The 17,452-nt window shown below is 46.4% G+C and carries 18 protein-coding genes; 2 read left to right on the forward strand and 16 right to left on the reverse strand.

Features of this window, described 5'->3' with window-relative positions:
* Positions 1 to 63 precede the first annotated feature (63 nt).
* The 16 genes from FN124_RS05620 to FN124_RS05695 all read right to left on the reverse strand — a co-directional run bounded on the left by FN124_RS05620 (position 64) and on the right by FN124_RS05695 (position 15,016).
* On the reverse strand, positions 64 to 1,500 hold the full coding sequence (locus FN124_RS05620) for a complex I subunit 4 family protein (RefSeq protein ID WP_142683775.1): 1,437 nt from the start codon (positions 1,498 to 1,500) through the stop codon (positions 64 to 66).
* Positions 1,501 to 1,533: 33 nt separating this feature from the next.
* A complete protein-coding gene (gene nuoL / locus FN124_RS05625; RefSeq protein WP_142683776.1) occupies positions 1,534 to 3,432 on the reverse strand; it encodes an NADH-quinone oxidoreductase subunit L in 1,899 nt (632 codons plus the stop codon).
* A gap of 54 nt (positions 3,433 to 3,486) precedes the next feature.
* Positions 3,487 to 3,804 (reverse strand): NADH-quinone oxidoreductase subunit NuoK, encoded by a 318-nt coding sequence (gene nuoK, locus FN124_RS05630; protein ID WP_079469422.1) that lies wholly within the window; start codon positions 3,802 to 3,804, stop codon positions 3,487 to 3,489.
* A 45-nt stretch (positions 3,805 to 3,849) separates the two neighbouring features.
* On the reverse strand, positions 3,850 to 4,344 hold the full coding sequence (locus tag FN124_RS05635) for an NADH-quinone oxidoreductase subunit J family protein (protein WP_142683777.1): 495 nt from the start codon (positions 4,342 to 4,344) through the stop codon (positions 3,850 to 3,852).
* A 59-nt stretch (positions 4,345 to 4,403) separates the two neighbouring features.
* Entirely contained in the window at positions 4,404 to 4,907 is a 504-nt protein-coding gene (nuoI, locus tag FN124_RS05640) for an NADH-quinone oxidoreductase subunit NuoI (protein WP_142683778.1), read from the reverse strand.
* A 53-nt stretch (positions 4,908 to 4,960) separates the two neighbouring features.
* Entirely contained in the window at positions 4,961 to 6,004 is a 1,044-nt protein-coding gene (gene nuoH / locus FN124_RS05645) for an NADH-quinone oxidoreductase subunit NuoH (RefSeq protein WP_185937102.1), read from the reverse strand.
* Between the two features lie 21 nt (positions 6,005 to 6,025).
* Positions 6,026 to 7,114, reverse strand: coding sequence for an NADH-quinone oxidoreductase subunit G (locus tag FN124_RS05650; RefSeq protein WP_142683779.1), 1,089 nt, complete (start codon positions 7,112 to 7,114; stop codon positions 6,026 to 6,028).
* Between the two features lie 74 nt (positions 7,115 to 7,188).
* Positions 7,189 to 8,553, reverse strand: coding sequence for an NADH-quinone oxidoreductase subunit NuoF (gene nuoF, locus FN124_RS05655; protein ID WP_142683780.1), 1,365 nt, complete (start codon positions 8,551 to 8,553; stop codon positions 7,189 to 7,191).
* 64 nt (positions 8,554 to 8,617) lie between these two features.
* Positions 8,618 to 8,830, reverse strand: coding sequence for a hypothetical protein (locus FN124_RS05660; protein ID WP_142683781.1), 213 nt, complete (start codon positions 8,828 to 8,830; stop codon positions 8,618 to 8,620).
* Positions 8,830 to 9,333, reverse strand: a complete 504-nt coding sequence (locus FN124_RS05665; protein WP_142683782.1) for an NADH-quinone oxidoreductase subunit NuoE family protein — start codon at positions 9,331 to 9,333, stop codon at positions 8,830 to 8,832. Before FN124_RS05665 ends, FN124_RS05660 begins: the two co-directional genes overlap by 1 nt.
* A 42-nt stretch (positions 9,334 to 9,375) precedes the next feature.
* Positions 9,376 to 10,596, reverse strand: coding sequence for an NADH-quinone oxidoreductase subunit D (locus FN124_RS05670; RefSeq protein ID WP_142683783.1), 1,221 nt, complete (start codon positions 10,594 to 10,596; stop codon positions 9,376 to 9,378).
* A 12-nt stretch (positions 10,597 to 10,608) separates the two neighbouring features.
* On the reverse strand, positions 10,609 to 11,124 hold the full coding sequence (locus FN124_RS05675) for an NADH-quinone oxidoreductase subunit C (RefSeq protein WP_142683784.1): 516 nt from the start codon (positions 11,122 to 11,124) through the stop codon (positions 10,609 to 10,611).
* Positions 11,125 to 11,169: 45 nt separating this feature from the next.
* Complete coding sequence (locus FN124_RS05680; RefSeq protein WP_142683785.1) at positions 11,170 to 11,733, reverse strand: NADH-quinone oxidoreductase subunit B; 564 nt, start codon at positions 11,731 to 11,733, stop codon at positions 11,170 to 11,172.
* Positions 11,734 to 11,755: 22 nt separating this feature from the next.
* Positions 11,756 to 12,247 (reverse strand): NADH-quinone oxidoreductase subunit A, encoded by a 492-nt coding sequence (locus tag FN124_RS05685; RefSeq protein ID WP_260607340.1) that lies wholly within the window; start codon positions 12,245 to 12,247, stop codon positions 11,756 to 11,758.
* Positions 12,248 to 12,313: 66 nt separating this feature from the next.
* Positions 12,314 to 14,065, reverse strand: coding sequence for a tetratricopeptide repeat protein (locus FN124_RS05690; RefSeq protein WP_142683786.1), 1,752 nt, complete (start codon positions 14,063 to 14,065; stop codon positions 12,314 to 12,316).
* 36 nt (positions 14,066 to 14,101) lie between these two features.
* Positions 14,102 to 15,016, reverse strand: a complete 915-nt coding sequence (locus tag FN124_RS05695; protein ID WP_142683787.1) for a substrate-binding domain-containing protein — start codon at positions 15,014 to 15,016, stop codon at positions 14,102 to 14,104.
* A 565-nt stretch (positions 15,017 to 15,581) separates the two neighbouring features.
* Between FN124_RS05695 and FN124_RS05700 the strand changes: the two genes are divergently transcribed.
* Together FN124_RS05700 and hisS are read left to right on the forward strand one after the other, a co-directional pair.
* The gene (locus FN124_RS05700) at positions 15,582 to 16,019 is read left to right on the forward strand and encodes a low molecular weight protein-tyrosine-phosphatase (RefSeq protein ID WP_142683788.1); all 438 of its coding nucleotides are present in this window, start codon (positions 15,582 to 15,584) and stop codon (positions 16,017 to 16,019) included.
* A 21-nt stretch (positions 16,020 to 16,040) separates the two neighbouring features.
* Positions 16,041 to 17,390, forward strand: coding sequence for a histidine--tRNA ligase (gene hisS / locus FN124_RS05705; RefSeq protein ID WP_142683789.1), 1,350 nt, complete (start codon positions 16,041 to 16,043; stop codon positions 17,388 to 17,390).
* Positions 17,391 to 17,452: the final 62 nt, after the last annotated feature.

Consider the following 17,452-nt stretch of genomic DNA (forward strand, 5'->3'; position numbering starts at 1 on the left):
TTTTTGCGTTACAAAACCCCGTTACAAATTTTTCCATTCCGGTATTCAGCTGACAGCTGAAGATCAGAATAATTTACTTACCACTTCAGATGTGCCGCTCACCAGGTCCAGCATAGGTTTGGGATAAACGCCCAGCACTATGATCATGATCACTACCAGGCTCAGAGCCAGTGTTTCACCCGGCTGCAGATCTGTAGTAGTGGCGGTCAGTTCATTTCCCTCGCCAAATATCACCTTCTGAATCATACCCAGGGTATATACAGCAGAAAGGATGATACCTAACCCGGCAAATGCCATAAACCAGTGATTATATTGGAACAACCCGCTGAACATCAGGAACTCCCCAATGAAACCGTTGGTGAGTGGTAAACCGATGTTAGCCAAACTGATAATAACGAGGAAAATAGCCATCCGCGGCGCTTTCTGCGCCATGCCACCCATCTGGTCCAGGTTCTTAATACCCAGGCGGTTCTGGATTACTTCCACGATGATCCACAAGCCGATGATATTGATACCATGGTTAAACATCTGTACCATGATCCCCTGGAGACTTTGTTCGTTATTGGCGAAAATAGCTGCGCACATCAAACCGATGTGGGCGATGGAAGAATAAGCGATTAACCGTTTCAGGTCGTTTTGCACCATGGCGATGCAGGAAGCGTAGATAATGCCGATGATACAGAGTACAATAGCCACATCAGACCACATAGCAGCACCCTGCGGCAATACCGGCAGCAGCCAGCGGATCACGCCAAACAAACCCATTTTCACCATTACACCGGAAAGGATCATAGTTACAGGGGTGGGCGATTGCTCGTAGGTATCGGGCTGCCAGGTGTGAAACGGAAATACCGGCATCTTAATGGCAAAAGCCACGAAGAACAGCCAGAACAGCCATTTCTGGTCTTCCGGGTTCACCTGCATGGAGGTGAAGGAAGCCCAGCTGAAAGAGTGATCCGGGGTTTGCGAATAAAGGTAGATAATACCTATCAGCATCAGCAGCGAGCCCAGGAAAGTGTACACAAAGAATTTAAAGGTAACGGCGATCCGTTTTTCACCACCCCACAAAGAGCAGAGGAAATAAACAGGTATCAGGGCCAGTTCCCAGAATATGTAAAACTGCAGGGCATCAAAAGCGGTGAATACACCGGTTAAGCCGGCCTGCGATAATAACATCAAACCATAAAAGACATTCGCCTTTTCGTAGTTGCGGTTATAAATAGTAATGAAAACAAGCAGGGAAGCAATCGCTGTAAGTAAGCAAAGCATCACACCCATTCCATCTAATCCAACATGGAACTGACTCCCCAGCTGCGGAATCCAGTTGGCAACAAAGTTCAGGCTGTCGGGAGCAGTACGAAAGCGGCACCACGATCCAATTGCTATCACCACTGTTGCCAGCGATGAGATCATGCCCAGCACTTTTGGCCCGGATCCCTTCAGACCAAATGCAATAAGGCCCGCTATGAAAGGAATCAATATTAATAAAACTGTCAACATAATTTATCTGCGCTTGTAACTTCTGCTATTGGTTTATAATAAGAATCCGATCACAAATAATAAGATCATACCGATGACCATCGCAAAGATGTAAAAACCTACCTGTCCGTTCTGTACCAGGCGGATCTGCTGACCACCCCATTGTACGCCGCGGCCTACACCGTTTACCAGTTTGTCGATACCTGCTTTTTCCACAACATCGCGGAAGAAACGGGACAATTCATACAATGGTTTTACGATAATAGTATCATACAGTTCATCTATATACCATTTGTTTTCGAGCACTTTTGCCAAACCAGTGCTTTCCTGACCTGCATCTTCAAACTTCGTGAATTTCTGCCGTGCCAGCAGGATAAATACAATCACCAGTACACTGCTCACGCCCATCAGCAACCATTCTGTGTTGTGCGACAAGTGATGTTCCACAGCAAAAGGCGCAGACGGTGCAAACACCGGCGCCAGGTATTCTGCCAGCATATTCTTTGTTCCAAAAACTTCCGGTAAACCAACATAACCGCCAATTACGGAAAGTACCGCCAGGATCACCAATGGAATGGTAATGGCAGCGGGGCTTTCATGCAGGTGATGCTCCTGTTCGTGCGTGCCACGGAATTTACCGCTGAAGGTGATATAATATAAACGGAACATATAGAAAGCTGTCATCAGCGCACCTATCAGCCCCAGTACATATAGAACGGGGTTGTTGGCAAACGCTTCTGCCAGGATCTCATCTTTGGAGAAGAAGCCAGAGAAACCGGGAATACCTGCAATGGCCAGGCATCCTACAAAGAATGTCCAGGCAGTGGTAGGCATAAATTTTCTGAGTCCGCCCATTTTCCTGATATCCTGTTCACCGCCCATTGCGTGGATCACGGAACCGGAACCGAGGAACAGAAGGGCTTTGAAGAAAGCGTGTGTCATTACGTGAAACACGGCAGCTCCGTAAGCGCCCACACCCAGGGCAAGGAACATATAACCTAACTGGCTCACGGTGGAATAAGCCAGCACTTTCTTAATATCATTCTGCTTTAGTGCAATAGAAGCTGCAAACAAGGCAGTAGCAAGACCAATAACCGCGATCACCGTCTGGATATGCGGCGCCAGGGTATAGATCACGTTGCTGCGTGCAATCATGTAGATACCCGCAGTAACCATTGTAGCGGCGTGGATCAGGGCAGATACCGGCGTAGGACCGGCCATTGCATCCGGCAACCAGGTGTATAAAGGAATCTGTGCAGATTTACCCATTGCACCTACAAACATCAGCATGGCAATAGCAGTGATAATGCCGTTGTTCATACCCAGTGGCGCTGCTTTGGCAAATACTTCCGGAAAAGTAACTGTTCCAAACTGCATGATCATAAAGAAGATGGCGATCAGGAAACCAAGGTCGCCGATGCGGTTCATCACGAATGCTTTTTTAGCAGCGTTGTTATAGCTGGTATTTTTAAACCAGAAACCGATGAGGAGATAAGAACAAAGACCAACACCTTCCCAGCCTATGAACATCATCACGTAGTTGGCGCCCAGCACCAGTATTAACATGGAAAAGACGAACAGGTTGAGATAAGCGAAATATCTTGCGAAGCTCTCATCGCTCTCCTCGTGCATGTAAGAAGTAGAGTAGATATGGATCAGTGTACCAACGCCGGTGATCACCAGCAGGAACAGGGCACTTAACTGGTCTACCTGGAAAGCGAAAGGAATCTGCAGGGAGCCTACAGATATGAAATCAAACAGGTGTACTGTTTGTGCAGAAAATCCCGGGGCTTTAACTTCCAGAAATATTAATAAGCTAATCACAAAGGACGCCAGTACGGCGCCGCTGCCAACAAATCCTACCAGGGACTTGGATAAAAATCTGCGTCCCAATCCATTCACCAGGAAACCCAATAATGGTAAAAATGGTACCAGCCAAACAAGATTAATCATTTATCAATTCTATTTACGACGTCGAAAAATTTAATAATTGAGAAAGCAGAATTATTAATTTTTCAGCCTGTTAAGAATGTTAATATCTACTGAGTGTGTGTTTCTGTACACCATTGTAATGATAGCCAGTCCAACCGCTACTTCCGCAGCCGCTACCACCATTATAAAGAATACGAAGAGTTGTGCAGAACCGGCATCAACCCTGCCTGCATCTGCCCACATCTTGGAAAATGATACCATCAGCAGGTTCACTGCATTCAGCATCAGCTCTATGCACATAAAAATAATAATCGCATTTCTGCGCATCAGAACACCCATCACACCTATACAAAACAAGGCGATACTCAGGAATATGTAATATTGAACAGGCATAAAATAAATTACGAGTTAGAAATTACGGATCATCAATCCGTATGGCTATTCTTTTTTACCGATTACCACGGCGCCGATCATTGCACTGAGGAACAGGATACTGCTCACCTCAAACGGCACCACATATTGTTTGAACAGGATCATACCGAGGTTTTTGATCAACCCGATATCAGTAGCATTTGTGCTCAGGGCCGGCATGCTGGCATCGCGCAATGCAGCTACCAGTACCACCAGTAATGCACCGCCGCTGATAGCGCCGGCATATTTCAGCCAGTTCCGTTTCTGGGGCTCCAGTTCAGCATTCAGGTTCATGAGCATCAGTACATACAGGAACAATACCATGATAGCCCCCGCATATACAATGATATGTACTACTGCCAGGAACTGGGCATTCATCATGATGTAGTGCCCCGCTATGGTAAAGAATGTTACGATCAGGCACAACACGCTCGTTACAGGATTTTTACTCAATACCACGCCCAACGCTGATACCAGCGCTACGACCGACAGCACCATGAAAATTATTTGTTGTATACTCATTCCCATCTCTGCTATGTTTGACTATTGTATTTTTAGCTAAATGTGCGCTGTGAATAATATTATTTGCCTTCTTTCGGATGAGGAATCAGCAGATCATCTTTTCCATAGATAAAGCCTTTACGCTGATAGTTTGCCGGGGCAAATGTTTCAGACATATAAACAGCATCTTTCGGACAAGCTTCTTCACAAAAACCACAGAAAATGCAACGGAGCATATTGATCTCATATTTCGCTGCATACTTCTCTTCCCTGTATAGGTGCTCTTCCCCTTCTTTTCTTTCTGCTGCTTCCATGGTAATAGCTTCAGCAGGACAGGCCACTGCGCACAATCCGCAGGCGGTGCATCTTTCGCGTCCTTCCTCATCCCGGTTCAGCACATGTAACCCGCGGAATACGGGGCTGAAATCACGCTTTTTTTCAGGAAAGCTAACAGTCGCTTTCTTCTGAAAAAGGTGCTTAAAAGTGATACCCATACCTTTGGCAATAGCAGGGATGTACATCTTCTCGGCCAATGTCATTGGCCGGCGGTCTACTGCTTTTGCCCTGTTAGTTAATGCTTGCATAATGAATGCTTTATTTAATCCACACGTTCTGTGTGTATTTGATCAGATAATAATTAGTGTTGACGGGCCAATACAAGGGCGCCGGTGATCAACATATTTACCAGTGCCAGCGGGATCATCACCTTCCATCCCAGGCGCATCAGCTGGTCGTAACGGAATCTTGGAACCGTCCAGCGTACCCACATAAAGAAGAAAATGAACAACAGTGTTTTTACAAACAATGCCAGGAACCCGAGGATAGTCACCATGTTCGGATCCAGGCCCAGTTTATCCATGTAAGGGAAGGCGTAGCCTCCAAAATACATAGTGGAGATGAGCGCGGAGCTGATGAACATGTTGATATATTCCGCAAACAGGAAGAAACCGAGTTTCATGGAAGAGTATTCCAGGTGATAACCACCATTCAGTTCGTTTTCGGCTTCCGGTAAATCGAACGGAGCGCGGTTACATTCTGCAAAAGCGCATACCAGGAAGATAAAAAATCCTAATGGCTGGTACACCACGTTCCATAAACCATGACGCTGTTGCTCTACAATATCTTTCAGGCTCAGGGAACCGGTGAGCATCAGTAATGCGATCAGTGCCAGTCCCATTGGCAGTTCGTAGGAAATGATCTGCGAAGCTGCGCGTACAGAGGCCAGCAGGGAGTATTTATTATTGGATGCCCAACCGCCTATCATAATACCATATACGCCCATACTCACTACGCCGAAGATGAAGAGTATCCCGATGTTCACATCCGCGATCTGCAGGGAAACAGTGCGGCCGGCAATTACCAGCGAATCGCCCCAGGGAATCACGGCGCTGGTCATACAGGCTACCAGCATAGCGATGGAGGGACCCAGTATAAAGAGAAAGCGGTTGGAATTGGTGGGAATGATTTCTTCTTTAAAGAAGAGTTTACCACCATCCGCCAGCGGTTGCAGCAATCCCATGAAACCTGCGCGGTTAGGGCCTAAGCGGTCCTGGATCCAGGCAGCTACCTTTCTTTCGCCCCAGGTAGAATACATGGCCACTACCAGTGAAAGTACCAGCACTCCCGATATCAGGAGCACTTTTTCAATTATAAAAAACCAATCTATGCTTAATAAGGTCATACTTACACGTAATTACGATTGTTACTTCTTAAAATCATCAGAGTGAGCAGGGCCGTCGATCTTCGACAGTTCGATATCAGGCCTGTTTACCTTGCTTTCAGAGTGGATATCAAATAACAACCGTGGTTGTCTTCCATCCAGTACTTCCACCAGCGGATCTTTAGGTTTTACGGTATTTACGTAGTGACCCTGGGAAATAACGCTGTTACGTTCTATTTTGCGCGGACCTTCAATGATCCAGTCTTTTGCATCTTTCTTATCGAAGCGGCAGGTATCGCAGATAAAATCTTCCACTTCCCCGTATTTATCTTTACGGGCAGTTACGCGGAATATCTCATCGCCACGCATCCACAATACGGTTTTACCGCAGCATTTCGGATTTTCGCAGTTACGGTGCGCATCTACCGGTTTCAGGAACCATACACGGTTTTTAAAGCGGAAGGTTTGATCGGTCAACGCGCCTACCGGGCAAACGTCGATGACGTTACCGATAAAGTCGTTATCGAGCGACTGGGAGATGTAGGTGCTGATTTCGGAAGCATCGCCACGGCCCAGGATACCATGTTCGCGTTTTTCTGTGAGCTGATCGGCAGTGTATACACAACGGTAGCAAAGGATACAGCGTGTCATATGCAGTTTGATATGATCGCCGAGATCCACTTTATCAAATGTTCTGCGTTTGAACTCGTAACGGGTGCTGTCGGCGCCGTGCTCGTAGCTCAGGTCCTGCAGGTGGCACTCTCCCGCCTGATCACAAACCGGGCAGTCCAGCGGGTGATTGAGCAGCAGGAATTCCACCACGCCCTTACGTGCATCCAGTACTTCCGGGGAAGTGATGTTGGCCACTTCCATACCATCCATTACGGTAGTACGGCAGCTGGCCACCAGTTTAGGCATGGGGCGCGGATCGGCATCGGAGCCTTTGGATACTTTTACCAGGCAGGTACGGCATTTACCGCCGCTGCCCTGCAGTTTGGAATAGTAACACATGGCCGGCGGCACTACTTCTCCTCCTATCTTCCGGGCCGCATTCAGTATGGTTGTACCGGGTTCCACCTCTACAGAGATGTTATCGATCTTAACCTTAAATAATTTTATTTCCTCCGCCATCTTAATATCTTTTGTGCTCGCGGGGAGCAACGTTTGTTATATATAGATTCTTTTTTTCAGTAGATACATACCCGTTATACCGCTGCTGGTGTTGGTACCGGCAACGGATCTGCGTAATGGGCCAGGCCGAAGTTACGGGTCTGTGATTCTTCGGGATTTGCCACATGCCATTCAAATTCATCACGGAAGTGACGGATGGCTGCTGCTACCGGCCATGCTGCTGCATCGCCAAGCGGGCAGATCGTGTTTCCTTCTATTTTACGCTGGATATCCCACAGTAAATCGATGTCGCTCATTTTGCCTTTACCATACTCGATGTTGTGCAGCACTTTCTTCATCCATCCGGTGCCTTCACGGCAAGGGCTGCACTGGCCGCAGCTTTCATGGTGATAAAAGCGTGCGAAGGTAAGGGTGTTGCGAACAATACACTGGTCTTCGTCCATTACAATAAATCCGCCGGAGCCCAACATAGATCCTGTTGCAAACCCGCCGTCGGCAAGGCTTTCATAGGTCATCATCCGGGTTTCGCCTTTTGCAGTTTTCAGCAGCAGGTTAGCGGGTAATACCGGTACGGAAGAACCGCCGGGGATACAGGCTTTCAGCCTTTTATTATTTTTGATACCTCCGCAATATTCATCAGAGTAGATGAATTCCTCTACGGAGATATTCATTTCGATTTCATAAACACCGGGTTTGTTGATATTACCGCAGGCAGAGATAAGCTTGGTACCTGTAGATTTGCCGGTGCCGTATTTAATATATTCGTCGCCGCCAATATTGATAATAGGCACTACTGCAGCCAGTGTTTCCACGTTGTTTACCACGGTAGGCGACTGCCACAGGCCTTTCACCGCGGGGAATGGCGGTTTAATACGTGGGTTACCGCGTTTGCCTTCCAGGGATTCTATCAGGGCTGTTTCTTCACCGCAGATATAGGCGCCGGCGCCGCGTTGTACATATATTTCAAGATCAAAACCACTGCCCTGGATATTTTTTCCCAGCCAGCCTTTATTTTTTGCTTCTGCAATGGCCTGTTCCAGGATATCCGGGATCCAGGCGTACTCGCCGCGGATGTAGATATAGCAACTGTTAGCGCCGAGGGCAAAGCTGGAGATCAGTAATCCTTCAATGAGGAGGTGGGGAATGAATTCCATGAGGTAGCGGTCTTTGAACGTACCTGGTTCCGATTCATCGGCATTGCAAACCAGGTAGCGTGGCACGCCTTCCGGTTTGGCGATGAAACTCCATTTCAGGCCGGTAGGGAACCCCGCGCCGCCACGACCTCTAAGGCCGCTCTTCTTCACTTCATCCAGTACGCCGTCCGGTCCCAGGGTTTTCAGCGCTTTTTCAGCTGCAGCATAACCGCCGTTGCTCCGGTAGGTATCAAAGTACCGGATGCCTTCAATATGTGCTTTATCTAACAGTAATTTGCGTCCCATTGTCTTCCTTATGGTGTAATGTTACCGGTATTTCCGGCGTCATTACCAGATTTGTGTATATCTTTTATGCCTTACGTATGCCGTGTTGCGAAATGCGTTCTGCCAGCCTGTAGAACAGGAGTCCTGCGCTGACACCACAAATAACGGAAACAAGCCAGTTATCGATCCGCCACAGTGCTGTGAGTAACAACATCAGCAGTATAGCTTCCGCTATTAATAATTTGTGGCGCTGATACATTTCCTTTGCACGCACGATCATGTTGTTTTTAGGATGCATCAGTTCGCGTTTGCTTTAGACCTGCATTCCGCAATGATTTCATCTACTTTGGCCGGCGTAAGGTGTTCCCTGTAATGTTTGCCCAATTGCATCATGGGAGCATAACCGCAGGCGCCGAGGCATTCTACCGTTTTAAGGGTAAACAGCCCATCGGCGGTAGTTTCACCTACGCCGATACCCAGCTTGCTTTTAATGTAATCAATGATCTGATCGGAGCCACTTACCATGCATGGACCTGTTTGGCATACCTCAAATAAATAGGCGCCTACGGGTTTCAGGTTAAACATGCTGTAGAAGGTAGCTACTTCATACACTTCAATTGATTTCAGTTGCAGTAAAGTAGCAACGTAGTCCATTGTTTCTGCACTCAGCCATCCACCAAATGCTTCCTGAGCCAGGTGCAACACCGGTATCAACGCACTTTTCTGCTTTCCTTCCGGGTAGCGTGCAATGATTTCTTTTACTTTATTCAGTTTCTCTTCAGAAAATTGAACCACAGCCATTTTTTTATTCAGCTTTAATCTTCGAAATATTCAATAGCGCAACTACGCATCCAGTTCACCTGCAATCAGGTTCAGGCTACTCATACAAACGATCGCATCGCTCAGCATAGAGCCTTGTACCAGTTCGGCGTAAGCCTGGTAGTAAATGAAGCAGGGACGGCGGAAGTGCAACCGGTAAGGGCTGCGGCCACCATCGCTGATCAGGTAAAAACCAAGTTCCCCATTTGCGCCTTCCACTGCGTTGTACACTTCACCGGGAAGTATATCTGCTTCTCCCATCACTATTTTAAAGTGATAGATGAGCGCCTCCATTTTTGTATAAACATCCTGTTTTTCAGGCAGGTAATAAGCAGGTACATCTGCGTGGTATACATCTGCCGGCAGGCTTTTCAGTTTATCCATCGCCTGGCGGATAATGCTGATGCTTTCCCACATTTCGGCATTACGCACCTGGAAACGGTCGTAGCTGTCGCCGGTAGTACCTACCGGTATAGAAAAGTCGAAATCCTGATAAGAGCTGTATGGATTGGCCACGCGTACATCATAGTCCACACCGGCAGCGCGCAGGTTAGGACCGGTAAAGCCGTAGCTGAGCGCTCTTTCTGCGGAGATAGCACCTACACCCTGTGTACGTTCCATAAAAATACGGTTACGGGTAAGCAGGGTTTCAAACTCTTTCAGCACAGCGGGATATTCGTTCAGGAAGCGTTCTATTTTTGCAAAGGCAGCCGGTGTGAAATTCCTTTCAAATCCGCCAATACGGCCGATGTTGGTGGTAAGGCGGGACCCGCAGATCTCTTCGTAAATTTCGTAGATCAGTTCGCGGTAGGTCATCACGTATACGAAACCGGTTAATGCACCGGTATCTACTCCCATTACGGAGCTACAGATCAGGTGATCGGCTATACGGGCCAGCTCCATGATGATTACGCGGAGGTAATCCACTCTTTTAGGCGTTTCAATGCCGAGGAGCTTTTCTACTGTGAGCAGCCAGCCCATATTATTGATGGGGGCTGAGCAATAGTTCAGGCGGTCTGTGAGTGGTGTGATCTGGTAATAAGGGCGGCGTTCTGCAATTTTCTCAAATGCGCGGTGAATATACCCTACGGTAGAAACAGCGCTTACGATACGTTCGCCATCGATTTCCAGAATGTTTTGAAATACGCCATGCGTAGCCGGGTGTGTAGGGCCCAGGTTAAGCGTTTGCGTATCTTTTTCTATAGAGCCTTCCGGCAGTTTTATATGTTGTTTTTGATCTAACATAACCTCGTTGTATTAAAGATTTCCTCCCCTTCCAAACATCTCATCATCTTTATCGATGCGCATGGAGTCTTCCAGCGGAAATTCCTTTCTCATGGGGAAATAGGTCATTTCGTCTACATTCAGTACACGGATCAGGTTAGGATGCCCTACAAAGTTGATCCCGAAGAAATCGTAAGTTTCCCTTTCCATCCAGTTGGCAGATTCATACAGTTTGGTTGCTGTAAAAACGTCTGGTTTGGCTACGGGTGCAAAAACTTTCAGACGGAGCCTGATATTATCCTGCAGGTTATGCAGGTGATATACTACTGCCAGTTCTTCGTTCTTCCGTTCGGGATAATGCACAGCAGTGATATCCGTTAAAAAACGAAAACGCAATTCCTCATCATCAAACAGGAATTGCATTACTTTCAGGTTATAATCTTTCTGTGCGGTGAGGGTAAGCAGCCCAAACGGCTCTTCAAAGCCGGTTAGCACATCTCCAAACTTCTCCGTCAGGCGTTGCTGTATGCGTTCGTTTGTTAAAGACATTAACAATTTGAAATTTACGATTTACAATTAACCATTCCCCTCTGCTTACTTGATCCCGTAAGACTCCATCAGTTCTTTATACCTGTCGGAGTTACGGCGGCGCAGACTTTCCTGGCCTACCAGGGCTTGTATTTTCATGAAGCCATCGATGATACCTTCTGGTCTTGGAGGGCATCCCGGCACATACACATCTACCGGAATCACCTGGTCGATCCCCTGTAATACAGAATAGGTATCAAATATACCACCGCTGGAAGCGCAGGCGCCCACGGCCATTACCCAGCGTGGTTCTGCCATTTGCAGGTACACCTGGCGTACAATAGGTCCCATTTTTTTGGAAATGGTGCCCATTACCATCAGCAAATCGCACTGGCGCGGCGTAAAGGCCATACGTTCAGCCCCAAAACGGGCCATATCGTAAGTAGCGGCCATGGTAGCCATAAATTCGATACCACAGCAGGAGGTAGCAAATGGTAAAGGCCAGATAGAGTTTTTACGCGCCAAACCTATCACCTTGTCAAAAGAGGTGGCATAAAACCCTTCACCGGAATATCCCTCGGGGATTTCCACCATCTTCACCTTGTTATTATATTGAACCGGACGAGCCATTGGTTTTAATTTAAAGAGTTAATTAATCTTCCCATTTCAGTGCACCCTTCTTTGTAATGTAGATAAATCCACATAAAAAGAAGCCTACAAACATCAGCACAGCGGTAAAGCCTTCCCATCCCAATTCCCTGAAATTAACCGCATAAGGGTAGAAAAAGATTACTTCCACATCAAATAACACGAAAAGAATAGCGGTCAGAAAGTACTTGATGGCCACCGGCTGACGGGCATTGCCCTTTTGCTCGATACCACTTTCAAAGTTAATAAGCTTGTCGCTGGTTTTGCGTTTAGGACCTAAAAAGTGAGTAGCTAACATCGTGATCCCAACGAAACCTAAAGCAGCAATTAATTGCAGTACTATAGGGAAATAGCTAAAAGGAGTAGTCGTTGCTGACAAAAATACAGTTTCTGTATACATAAGCTTCCCGATAAAAACAGTGTCCGAATGCGCAAAAATACTGTAAGTTGACCAATTATCAAATCTATTAAGAGTTAAAATATTATCTTTTTTCACCAAACGGAAACTAAAAAACCTCCTGTGAGTACAGGAGGTTTTTTAGCAATTATATGCAAATAATGCTTATTTCTTGTTCTGGCCCTGCTTAGCAGCTGGCTTAGCGGCTGGTTTTTCGCGGGCGGCCATGTTTTCGGTGATCTGCTTAACAGAAATGTTATTAGGATCGATAGCAGTCAGTTTATCTGCATAAACCTTAACATTGGCTTTATCCTCCTTAAAGTAGTAGTATAACAGCTCATAAGTGTAAGCATTGATCAGGGTGCTCCTGTTTTTGGCAGGATCTCCTTCAGACATTTCTATGTATTTGTCATAGAAAGGCTTTGCAACACCAGCCTGTGCCTGTTGATCTTTCGCAAAATTGCTCTGACCTCTCCAGTAGTAACCAGTTCCCAGATCTGGTTTTACTTCGATTACCTTCTGGAAAGCGGAATCTGCTTTGGCGAGGAGAACAGTGTCAATTGGTTTTGCGGTTACAGCGCCATAGTAGTAGTTAATACCTACGTTAAAGTAGTCGATTGCCTGTAATTGTTCCTTATTTGCAACGCTAAGTGCATTCGCTTTTTCATACCATTCTGCAGCAGCAGTATATTTTTTAGCTGCTTTCAGCTGATCGGCGATCTGGAGGAATGTTTCAGGATCTTTTGCAGTGATTGAGTTAGCATATTTTTCCAGGTAACCCAGCGCTTTGTTGGTGTAACCTTCCTGGGTAGCAGAATCAGAAGATTTCAGCTTCATGTAGATGGCTGACAACAGTTTGTAATCTGCAGAATCCAGTTTGCTTTCTCCAACCTGCTGCGCATAAGCATCCATTGTTTTCTGCGCATTCAGGGAATCACCTTTCTGGAGGTAAGAGTCACCGATCAGCAGTACCAACTGGTTCTTATAGGCATCGCTGGCGCCTGCCAATGCTGCCTGACCTTTGCTGATAGCGCCGTCATAATCTTTCTTGAAGAAAGAGATAGAAGCTGCCAGCAGCTCATTCTTGGTTTTATCAGCAGGATCGGCTACCGCCATGTATTTTTCCAGGTATTGTGCTGCATTTTCCCAGGAAAGCTGATCTTTCTTAGGAGTAGTATAGAACAGGAACAGTTCATACAAAGCCGGGCCATATTTAGGGTCCATGTTGGTAGCTTTGGTATAATCGGCCACTGCTTCAGCTTTCAGCCTGGCGTTATAGTTCACCAAACCCTGCTTCATTACTGCTTCAGCGTTGTTAGGATCAAGCTCCAGTGCTTTCTCATAAGTAGTGATGGCTTTACCACCGTTTTCACCACCCAGGAAGCGGTAAGCATCTCCCAGTTCAATATAGTCGGCTGCAGTTGGCGTGTATTGTTCTTTTTTCTTACGGCCCTCATTGTTCAGGAGTTTTTCCATTACAGTGAGTGCATATGCACGGTCGCCACCTTTGATTTCGGTGTTGGCATCGGCAATAGCACGCGCAACATCTCCGTCGCGGCCCTGTGTGGCAGTGCTGGCACCTTCAAATTTGGCTTTAGCGGCAGCAGCATCTCCCTTCAGCAGGTCAATACGCCCCATACCAACCTGCAGTAAAGCAGAGGTAGGAACCGCCTGTAAACCCTTCTGGAAAGTGGCTGTTGCACCGGCAACATCTTCCATACCAAGTTGGGCTATACCGAGGTAATAATACGCTTTGTCTTCCGTAGGCTTTGCCGCAATCACTTTCTCTAAATTCTGCTTGGCAGACAGGTACTTACCGTAATACAGGTCTTTCAGTCCGTCTTCCACAGATTGGGCCATCACACCGCTTGAGGCGGCGCAAAGCAATGCTACGATTAAACTTTTCCGTTTGTTCATGCAATCTGGTTTTTTAGTTTTAGTTGTGTTTTTCTTCTACTTTAGGTTGGCTTCCCTGAATACTACATTCAATCTCGCCGGGAATAACCGGAACTGCTTCATTACAAGCTGTCCTTCATAACTACCGAGAAAGGTTGCAAATCCACTGCCAAGACCATGATATGGTTCTTTCAGGCAATAGAAGAAGCCGCGTTTTAACGGATAGGTGCCAATACCAATATAGGCCTGGTATGGCTTAACAAATTCCGAACCATTATCTGCCCTCAGTCTTACTACAGATACTTCACGTGTAAAAGCCATTGACAATGAATCGTTAGGATCAGAGATCCAGCTAACACCTATTACACCAATCGCGTCCTTGTTTTTTGTTACATAATCCACCACTTCCGGGTTTGTTTTCGCAGCCATTGTATTGGTTGGCAAAGGCTTACCCTTATTAATGGAATCCATGATATACCGCACAGTGCTTGAGTTGGCATTATCAAACACCAGCTGCCATTTCCTTTCATCGTTGGTGCCATCCATGATCCCTCTCACCTGTTCCATGTTCAGCACAGAATCAGGATTATCTTTATTTACTACCAGCGCAAGTGCGTCCCAGGCAAGTAAAAGGCTGTTAGGCGTAATTTTAATCTGCTTGAAGTAGTCGCGTTCCTGCTGGTTGAAATCGCGGGTAACGATTATCAAACGGGCACTATCATTTAAAAGATCTTTAAAGCAATCAGCCTCCGGTTTATAGGTAGGGATGATATGTGCTTTCGGGTACAGTGATTCAAAAACCTTTATCTCTGAATCAATCAGCGGCTTGTATGTTTCATCCACACTGATATGGATGGTGCCTTCTGTTGCCGTATCCAGTTTTTTCGCATTGGGATTTGGCCCGCACGAGGCCATCACCAATATAATAGCTGCTAAATATACAGCATTCATTCTTTTTAAACTGAAAAACATATCACACCTCTTTAGTTCCTGTTAAAAAAAAGTTTTCTCACTCCGTTATAAACCCTAAAGAGGCCGTAGACTATTAAAACCGCGCCAACAATACTCATCATCTGCGGGGATAATCTGAATTCTCCCAGTCCCAGCTTTTCCGCAAAAATTGCGAACAAGCCAAAGAGTATAAAGAATATTCCCCTGATCAGCTCACCCATTGGCCGATACCTGTTTTCCTGCCGTCTGCTTGTTTGTTCTTCGTGTGTTTCCATGTTGCGAATTACAATTATACAAAAAATAATTTTTTAATCGGGTATAGAGAATTTTAGAAGAATGTTAAAAAACTGCCTTAAAACCGCACTCTTTTACTTGTCCAGCCGCAATCTGAGGCATTTTTTCAACATGTTGTAATTTCTTGATTTAAAATATAATCATTTACTGATTATTACAGTTTGCGGTAAATACTTCTCTATAACTTGAAAATCTCTGTTTTTTTCCCCTGTTACCGTTAAAAGATGCAAATAGACGCAGATTTCCATAATATCTTGTAGGTTTGCGGCCTGATATTCAAATATTCATCCGCATGAAGATACTGATGGTTTGCCTGGGCAATATTTGTCGCTCTCCGCTGGCAGAGGGGATCATGAGGCACCTCGCAGCAGCAAGGGGACTGGAATGGGAAATTGACTCCGCCGGCACCGGTAACTGGCACGTGGGCCATCCACCGGATCACCGCTCCGTAAAGGAAGCCAGGAAAAATGGCGTAGACATCACCGGGTTACGGGGCAGGCAGTTCCGGACCGCCGACTTTGATACCTTTGACCGCATCTATGTTATGGACAGGAATAATTATGCTGATGTATTGCGGCAGGCCCGTAACAACGCCGATAAAGCAAAAGTAGCCTTCCTGTTACCGGATCAGCAGGATGTTCCTGATCCCTGGTTTGATGATGCACTGTTTGCTCCTGTTTATAAAATGATATATGAGGCCTGCGAAAACATCGCAGACCAGCAACCATAAAACTTTTAATATTTTTTTGAGATGATAAAGCCCGGTATTCCTAAAGGCACCCGTGATTTTGGCCCCGTAGTAGTAAGAAAACGTAACTATATTTTCCAGACCATCCGCGAAACTTTCGAAGTATTCGGCTTTCAGCCGCTGGAAACACCCGCGATGGAAAATTTGTCCACCCTCACCGGGAAATACGGGGAGGAAGGGGATAAACTGATGTTCAAAGTACTGAACAACGGAGAGATTTTTGACGAAGCCCGGCAAGCCAACGACAACAGGGAACTGGTGGCCGCTATCACCGAAAAAGCCCTGCGCTACGATCTCACCATTCCCTTTGCACGTTATGTGGTAATGAATCAGCACGAACTGGCCCTTCCCTTCAAACGCTACCAGATACAACCGGTATGGCGGGCAGACCGGCCACAGAAAGGCCGCTACCGCGAATTCTACCAGTGCGACGCTGATGTGGTAGGCAGCAACTCCTTACTGAATGAAGTAGAATTACTGCTGATCTACGATACTGTACTTACTAAATTAGGTATGCAGGGATATGAGCTCCGCATCAATAACCGTAAAATATTATTTGGCCTCGCTGAGGTGATCGGCAAAACTGAATTGCTCACCGATATTACCATCTCCATAGATAAACTGGATAAAATAGGGGCAGACGGCGTAAGAAAAGAATTACAGGAACGGGGGTTAAGCAGTACTGATATTGATACCATCGAAAAGTTCCTGGCCATCGACGGAAGCAGCGAAGAAAAACTGGCGCAGCTGACAACACTCCTGCAATCTTCCGCTACTGCATTGAAAGGTATTGAAGAACTGTCATTTGTGCTCAATTCCGGCTATGCCACTTTCAATACCGCCCCTATCATTGATGTAACACTGGCACGCGGCCTCAATTACTACACCGGTATGATCGTGGAAGTAAAAGCACCGCCTGCCGTGAAAATGGGCAGCATTGGCGGCGGCGGCCGATACGATGATCTGACGGGCCTTTTCGGGCTTCCTGGTATTTCCGGTGTTGGCATCTCCTTTGGTGTTGACCGTATTTACGATGTACTGGAAGAACTGAAATTATTCCCGCAAACCGCGCAGCAATCTACCAAAATATTATTCCTGAATCTGGGGGAAGCCAGCGCCCGCGCAGCTTTCAACTACATGATGCAATTGCGCCGGCAGGGAGTTGCAGCCGAATTATTTCATGAACCGGCCAAGATGGATAAACAGATGAAATATGCTGACAAAAGAGCCATTCCCTATGTGATCATCCTCGGTGAATCTGAACTGCAGGAAAACCTGGTAAGCGTTAAAAACCTTACCACCGGCCAGCAGGAGAAAGTTAGCGGCGCAGAACTCATTAGCTATGCATTCTGATAACTGTTTAAAAAAAGAAGGCCGTTTGTATGATACAAACGGCCTTCTTTTTTTAAAACAGT

This window comes from Chitinophaga polysaccharea (assembly GCF_902150045.1).
GTDB classification, from domain to species: Bacteria; Bacteroidota; Bacteroidia; order Chitinophagales; family Chitinophagaceae; genus Chitinophaga; species Chitinophaga polysaccharea_A.